Genomic DNA, 7320 nt, shown 5'->3' with positions numbered 1-7320 from the left:
CCTCAGACCGTCATCACAATCAGGCTTCGGGGTGCCCCCACAACCCACGAGGCGCAATGTCGCCGCCAGGCGACGAGCCAGCCTCACGCCGACACCCGCCGACGAGACGGAATAGCCGTCAACGCCGTAAACAACACCGCAGCCAACTGCACCAGCAACAACAACCCCCGCTCAGTCCCAGGAAACATCACCGACACCTCCGAAGGCTGCGCAGGAACAGACACCGCCACCTGATGCCCCCAAGCAGGCACGATCGGCACCGCCTTCCCATTCACACTGGCCACCCACCCGGCCTCCTGCTCCGCCGCCAGCACCAGCAACCGCCCCGTCGGCCCTTCGGAAGCCCGAACCCGCACATCCGGCAACCGAGCAGCAACCGGCGAAATCCCCGGATTAGTCCCCGGCGCCCCTCCACCGGTCACCGCCTGCTTAGCCAGCTCCGGCGAAATCAACGCCACCTCCCCAGACTTAGGCAGCAACCGCAACGTAGGCCGCCCATCCGAAGTAGGAGCAGCCACCGCAGCAAGATCCCCAGCCGCAGCGGCAAACGCCCGAGCATCCGTCCCACCCGGCAGCACCACGTACTGAACCCCAGAAGCCGCAGCAGCCGCGAAAACCCGCTTCAGCGCCGCGACGTCCCCCTGCCCCAGGCTCCGCCGCCACTCAGCCAACCGCTCCGGCGTCCCCTTAACCGGCGCAAGCTCATCATCACCAAAGAGCGCAAGCCGCCCCCCGGTCTGCCTTACCTGCCCAGCACTGACGTCGAGCACCGCCCGCCCAGTAGCCGCGACATCCGCCGCCACCTCCGGCGCAAGCTGCGGACGCGCTGCCGCCGTCAACGGCCCCTCCGCCCCAGTAGCGACCGCCCCAGCCGCCAGCGCAGCCACCACGACAGCCCCAGCGACCGCCAGCACCTTCGGCAGCCAAGCCACCGGCATCGCCGAACCACCACGCTGCCAAGTCGCCAGCACCGCCCACAGGAGCCCGGCCCCGACCACCAGCAACGGCACCCCGGCATACCCCGACGCGGGCGCACCGCCCTGCATCGGCGTCAGCTGCACCTGCCGGACGAGGACCACCCCGACCAGCCCCAGCACCGCAAGCGCCAGCCCACCGACCACCTGCTTCCGCGGCCGGACCACGAGCGCGACGAGCGTCGCCGCGAGCACCACGACCCCGATCGGCCACGCACCCGGCCCGCCCGGAGTAAGACCGGCGAGGTCAGTAGCGGACGCAGGCGCGGCCGGACCGCCAAGGCCCTGCAGCAGCAGTTCCGGATGCCGCAGCAGCACCGTCGGCCACGGCAGCAGCAGGACCAGCGGCAACAGCACCACGATCCCGACCGACGCGACCCGCCGAGCCAACCCGGACGGTGCGGGCAGCACCACGAACCCGACCAGCAGGCCAACGAGCGCGAGCCCGTGCGCGAGCGGCGAGAACGCGCCGAGCAGCGCGACACCGAACGCGGACAGCGCGGACACGTGCAGCCACCGCGTGCCTGGCCGGGTCAGCAGCCGGACGATGCCCGCGACTACGAGCGGCAGCACGAGGTGCACCACAACGACGTCGAGCCGGCCTTGCGCGACCGACGCGGTGGCGGCGGGCAGCAAGGCGTACGTCGCGGCCACGGCGGCGCGGACCCAGCGGCGCACAGCGAGCTTGCGGGTGGCGACGTAGGCGCTGAGCGCGGCGAGCGGGATGTCGCCGATGAGCAAGATCGCCACGAGCGCGGCCGGGCCGCCGATCGGGGCGAAGATCGCGCCGATCGTGCCAAGCACCGGCAGCGTCGCGGGCGCGGGCGCGCCGGTGCCGCCAGCGATCGAATGCCACGGCGACAGGTACGTCGACCAGATCTCGCCGAGCCCGCCGACCGGGAGCAGCTGTCCGCCCCACAGGTCGAGGCCGAGCCGGCCGCGGTTGAGCACCAGCGCCAGCGCGGTGAGCAGAACGACCAGCACCACCGGCGGCGCGAAGACGGTCGCGGCGAGCACGCGCCGGCGGTTGACCTCCACGAACACCAGGTCCGGTTCCGCCGCGGCTGGCTCCGGACGGGGCGACGGCGACGGATGGGCCGTCGTCTCCTCGACCGGTTCAGTGTCCTCTTCGGACACCGGCGCTTCGGGAAGCGTGACCGCCACGACCGTGCCCGGCCGCCGCAGCCCCCGGCCGCGAGTGCTCAGGCCGCGCAGCGCACCGGCGGGCAAGGCGTCCGGTCCGACCGGGCGAGCGCCGGACGCGGCGAGCGCCTCCGGCGGGATCCATGCGGACTCCTGCTCGACGCTTTCCGGCACCGTCCCGAGCGCGACGTCGCTCTGCACCCCGCGCCGGACGAGCCCGACCACCCCGGCGCCGATCGCGTTGCGCAGCCTCGCGATCCGGCTCGTGAAAAGCCCGCGGACGGTGCCCGGCCGCGGTTGATCGCGCCGCCAGGCCCGGGCCGCGCGGAGATTTCCCTTGCCCCCGCACAGGTATCCGAGCGCGGCCAGCTCCGCGCCCGCCTCGGTGGTGCGCCGCAGCACGAAGAACACGAACGCGCGCAGCACCAGCAGCACCGGCAGCCGGACGAGCCCGAACCAGAACGACGGGGCCGAACAGTTCACGAGAAAGACGCGCACGCCGTGCGCACGGTTGAGTGCGGCGAGCGGACGGCCAGCGGCGTCCGGGGTGCGCTGTCCGGTGGACAGGGCGCGGGCGTGCCGGACGCGTGCGGCGGGCACCGAGAGCACGAGCGAGCCGGCCGCGTTGGCCCGCCAGCCGAAGTCGAGATCCTCGCGCAGCAACGGGAAGTCCTCGTCGTAGCCGCCGAGGTCGTCCCAGAGTTCCCGCCGCACCAACGATCCGGCGCTGGGGACGGCGAGGACCTCGCTGGGTTCGCCGTCCGGCGCGGCCATCTGCTGGCGGTGCCCGGCGGCGTCGGTGGACAGCCCGGCCTCGACGATCAGCCGTGGATCGGTCCAGTCGGTGCCAAGCGGCCCGAGCACCTTCGCGGACGGGTTTTCCTCCGCGACGCGGACGAGTTGATCGAGACAGTCCGGTTCGGGAGCGCAGTCGTCGTGCAGCACCCACAGCCACGTTCCCGGATCGCCCCACCGTTCCACCGCGTGCGCGACGGCCGCCGCGACCGCCGCCGCGAACCCAGTTTCACTCGGCAGAGTGACAACTCCGGACAGCACGGGTTCCTCGGCGGCCGCTCCCGGCTGCGCTGCGTCGGCGAGCAGTTTCGGGGTACGGTCGGTGGATCCGGTGTCCACGGCGAGCACGTGCCGCGGACGGACTGTGCTGCGCCGCAACGCGGAAAGCGCCAGCGGCAGCCATTCTTCGCCGTCGTGACAGACCACAATGGCCAGAACGGGCAACGTCCGCACAGCGGGCGGAACGACGGTGCGAGGCAAGAACGGCTCCTGCTCGGACGGGACGATGGGTGCGGTCACCCTACGGCGTGGCCCGGCGCGGAGACATCGGCCCACGCCGCACGCCCGGCGGATCCCACCGCGTGGACCAGTCGCCGCCCGATCGGGCGGCGGCAAGAGGAATTCCGTTCGCGCCCCACGGGCGCTCTCGCCACGAGCCGCGACCGACCGCGCGGCGTGCGATCCGCGGCACACTGAGGTTTCCGCGGCGGAAGACGAAGATCACATCGAGAACCACGGCACAGCACCGGTTTTCCGGCCCTCATGACGGCACTTCTGCCCTCGCGGGACCTCCGGACCGGGCCGCGCGAAAGTACCGGGTGCCACCCCGGCGAGGACTCCCATCCCGCCAGGACGCACCGGCCGCGTCGCCCGCCCGCCGTGAGCCCGGCAGCGGGGCGCACCCCCGGCCCATGCGGACCGGGGGATCGGAAACCCTTTAGATAGCGCGTTTCTTCAGCTTGCGACGTTCCCGTTCGGACAGTCCGCCCCAGATGCCGAAGCGCTCGTCGTGCGCCAGCGCATACTCGAGACAGTCGTCCTTGACCTCGCAGCCAAGGCAAATCCGCTTGGCCTCGCGGGTCGAGCCGCCCTTCTCGGGGAAGAACGCCTCCGGGTCGGTCTGCGCGCACAGGGCGCGCTCCTGCCAGTCCTGCTCCTCGGGGACGTCGAAAAGGTCGGTCAGATCCCCGAGCTGCTGCTCCGGGTTCTCTCCCCAACCCACGACGTGCCCCCATTCCCTGTTGTCCGCTTCCAACCGCACGTCCGCCTCCTCGCTCCTACGCACTCCCCAGGCTGGCGGTGGTGAAACGACACCCGCTGCCCCCTCCGACAGCGAATGACATCACTGTGATTACACCTGTGTAGGTCGGCCAGGTCAAGCCGAGTAGCGAGTTCGGGGGATCTCTGTGTCCGGGTGCGCAAGGGGACACGCCGAAGACTTCACACCGGGCATACGGAAGACTGGTGGGGTGCAGAGATCAGCAGTGCGTCCGAGCCCGATCTTCCTCGGCATCCTCGCCGTCGCCGTCGCCGGTGGTTTCCTGGCTGCATACGGTGATTCCACGACTCTTCTCGGTTCCCGCGACCCGATGTTCATCGCCGGGGTGGTGCTGCTCGTCCTCGGCGGCTGGATGGCGTCGCTGACGCTCCACGAGTTCGGGCACGCCTTCGTCGCCTTCCGCGGCGGTGATCACGAGATCGCTCACAAGGGGTACCTCTCGCTCGACGTCCGGCGCTACGCCGACCCCGTCCTGTCCTTCGTGCTGCCGCTGATCTTCCTGCTGATCGGCGGCATCCCGCTGCCCGGCGGCGCGGTGTGGATCAACCGGGGCGCGCTGCGCAACCGCGCGACGGCGTCGTGGACCTCGCTGGCCGGCCCGCTCAGCAACCTCGCCGTCGGGGCCGCGCTGTGCCTGGCGACGATGCTGATCCCGATGGCGAGCGGCCTCTTCTACGCGATGTCGTACCTCGCGCTGCTGCAGGTGATGACGTTCCTGATCAACATCCTGCCGGTGCCGGGGCTGGACGGCTGGGGCGCGCTGGAGCCGTACCTCTCGCCGCAGGCGCGGGCGTTCGGCGCGCGGGTGCGGCCGTGGGCGCCGCTGGTGCTGTTCGCGCTGTTCTTTCTTTTCCGGCCGTTGTCGGATCTGCTCTGGACGGTCGCCGGGCACATCTACGAACCGATCGGCGGCAACGCGGGCGCGTCGTACATCGGGCAGACCGCGTTCCTGTTCTGGCGGTGAGGGCTCAGTCCCACTGGCGGTGGGCCATGAGCCACGCGTGCGCGCGCTTCCAGACCTTCTTGAGCCCGGAGCGCTCGCCGAGGTAGTCGCCCGCCGCGCCGACCACCGGCAGCATCCCGAGTGCCCGGTGGAACCATCGGCCGCGCGGGCGCTTCTCGAGTTCGCCGGTGATGCCCCACAGCGACTTGCCGAGGTGCCAGAGCGTGCTGGCAACGGCTTTCGCGGTGACCTTGCCGTGTTTGCGGCGGGATTCGTCGAGTTCCTCGGTGAGCCGCTCGGTCTCACTGTCCTCTGCGGACTCCGCGGACTTGTCCCGGCGCGCACCCGCCGCGAGGTCGGCGTCGATGTCGCGTTCGAAGAGCACCGCGGCGATCAGCCGGACGCGGCTGCCGACGTCGGTCACGCCGTACTCCCCCGCGATCGCGCACAGCACCAGCCCCTGCGACGCGGCGCCGAGGGTGTCCTGCACCGGCAGCCGGTCGGCGAGCGCGCCGCCGAGACCGGGGATCGACGTCAGCAGCGAAGTGAGCCTGCCGACGCGGTTGACCCACCAGCCGGCCCGCTGGTCGATGTCCATCGCCGCCCACGCCGCGGTGCCGGGGACTTTCACCGTCGTCAGCGCGTCGAGCATTTTCTTCTTGAACCCGGCGTCGGCGAATTCGTCCTCGCCGCGGCGGGCGCGCGCCTGCAAGCCGAACGGGTCGGACTCGCGCAGCGCGTCGAGCATCGGGGCGCTGGCGCGGACGAACGGGCGCAGGATCGCGACGACCTGACGGTCCGAAATGGCCTCAGACATGGGCACCGCTCTTCGCCGCGGCCCGGCCGAGCCCGCCGCCGAGAACGAGCGCGGCGGGCAGCGCGCTCAGGCCGAGCAGAAGCAGCGCGCGCCAGTCCTGGACGAGCACGACGTCGCCGCCGGGGCCGAACAGTCCGACCCCGAACACGACGACGACCCACACCAGCAACGGCACGAACGACAGCCCCGGCCGCACGAGCTTCGCCGCGGTCAGCACGAGCCACGGCGTGGTGACCGCTCCGACGAGCGCGGTGACCGGCAGCGGCACCTCGCCGAGCGGGCCGAGGCGCAGCGGGAGGAAGAACAGTTCGAGCAGCGCCAGCACGACCGCGTCGACCGCCAGCAGCACCAGCATCAGCTGCTGGTCTCGGGTGAGCGGGGCGGACACGGTCACCACCCGCCGAACAGATCGGTCTCGGCGCCGTGCGCGTCGCCGTGGGCGAGCACGAAGTACTCGGCGGACGGGATCGGCTGGGCGATGCTGTTGGTGAGCGCGAAGTGGGCCACCCCGCCGTCGACGACGGTCAGCTGGGTTTCGTGCGCGCGCAGTGCCGCCAGCTTCGCCTGCCGGTGCGCGGAGATGTCGACCACGGTGGTGATCTTGCCGTCCGGAGTGGACGGAAGCTCGCCGTCGGCGGCCACCCGGAACGGTGATGTCCCGTCGGCGCGCAGTTCGGCCAGCCCGGCGGTGAGCGCGGCCTCGGACTGGACCACGTGGAAGACCCGCTGGACCGACGGCGCGTCCGGAGCCGCCGCCATGGTGATCTCGTGCGCGCGGATGTGGTCGGGGTGGCCATAGCCGCCGAAGGAGTCATAAGTGACGACCACCTGCGGGGCGAAGTCGTCGATCAGCTCGCGCAGCTGGGTGGTCTGCTCCGCCGCCGAGCCCCCGGTGAACGCGCGCGGATGCTCGGCGGCGGGGGTGCCCGCCATGCCCGAATCGCGCCACCGGCCGATGCCGCCGAGGTACTCGTGGCGGGCGAGGCCGAGCGCGGCGGCCGCGGCGGCCATCTCGCCGGACCGGTATCCGCCGAGCTGGTCGGCCTCCGCGGCGACGAGGCGGGCGAGCCGCGGCGGGACGATTTCGCCCTCTTCGCCCAGCGTGCAGGTCACCACGCACACCTCGACGCCCTCGGCCGCGTAACGCGCGATGACCCCGCCGGTGGCGATGCTCTCGTCGTCGGGATGCGCGTGGACCAGCAACAGCTTCCGCTTCACGCCCTCAGGTTAGTGACCGCCGCGGCCGGGCAAGGGACGCCGACCCCCGGCGCGGCGTTCCGGGACCGGAAAACCCCTGCGTGCACGGGAAAATGCACTCGCATCCCACGACGTCGGACCAGCGTCCCGGACCGTGGGCGTTCCCTTCCGC

Annotated in this window: 6 protein-coding genes; 1 reads left to right on the top strand and 5 read right to left on the bottom strand. The window is 71.8% G+C overall.

Annotated elements, in window-relative coordinates; translation table 11 throughout:
- Positions 1-83: 83 nt before the first annotated feature.
- Positions 84-3392, bottom strand: a complete 3309-nt coding sequence (locus ACFSVL_RS01650) for a glycosyltransferase (protein WP_378299675.1) — start codon at positions 3390-3392, stop codon at positions 84-86.
- Between the two features lie 457 nt (positions 3393-3849).
- A complete protein-coding gene (locus ACFSVL_RS01645) occupies positions 3850-4173 on the bottom strand; it encodes a WhiB family transcriptional regulator (RefSeq protein WP_378299673.1) in 324 nt (107 codons plus the stop codon).
- A gap of 223 nt (positions 4174-4396) precedes the next feature.
- On the opposite strand from ACFSVL_RS01645, the gene ACFSVL_RS01640 reads away from it, so the two are divergent.
- Positions 4397-5155 carry a site-2 protease family protein gene (locus tag ACFSVL_RS01640; RefSeq protein WP_378299690.1) on the top strand — a complete coding sequence of 253 codons (759 nt, stop codon included), beginning with the start codon at positions 4397-4399 and terminating at the stop codon, positions 5153-5155.
- A 4-nt stretch (positions 5156-5159) separates the two neighbouring features.
- Here the strand turns inward: ACFSVL_RS01640 and ACFSVL_RS01635 are convergent, their stop codons facing one another.
- Genes ACFSVL_RS01635 through mshB form a run of 3 tightly spaced genes read right to left on the bottom strand, consistent with a single transcriptional unit; the run spans position 5160 to position 7169 of the window.
- Entirely contained in the window at positions 5160-5951 is a 792-nt protein-coding gene (locus tag ACFSVL_RS01635; RefSeq protein WP_378299671.1) for a hypothetical protein, read from the bottom strand.
- Complete coding sequence (locus ACFSVL_RS01630) at positions 5944-6345, bottom strand: hypothetical protein (protein WP_378299688.1); 402 nt, start codon at positions 6343-6345, stop codon at positions 5944-5946. The genes ACFSVL_RS01635 and ACFSVL_RS01630 overlap by 8 nt, the downstream gene beginning before the upstream one ends.
- On the bottom strand, positions 6342-7169 hold the full coding sequence (mshB, locus tag ACFSVL_RS01625) for an N-acetyl-1-D-myo-inositol-2-amino-2-deoxy-alpha-D-glucopyranoside deacetylase (protein ID WP_378299669.1): 828 nt from the start codon (positions 7167-7169) through the stop codon (positions 6342-6344). Before mshB ends, ACFSVL_RS01630 begins: the two co-directional genes overlap by 4 nt.
- Positions 7170-7320: the final 151 nt, after the last annotated feature.

Origin of the sequence: Amycolatopsis silviterrae, assembly GCF_042684085.1 — a bacterium.
In the GTDB taxonomy this organism is placed as follows: Bacteria; Actinomycetota; Actinomycetes; order Mycobacteriales; family Pseudonocardiaceae; genus Amycolatopsis; species Amycolatopsis silviterrae.
The sequence above is the reverse complement of the archived record's forward strand: the minus strand, read 5'-3'. Positions and strand labels throughout refer to the sequence as shown.

Coding starts and splice junctions, on each gene's coding strand:
- ACFSVL_RS01635 (WP_378299671.1), bottom strand. CDS start 5,951: ATGTCTGAGGCCATTTCGGACCGTCAGGTCGTCGCGATCCTGCGCCCG.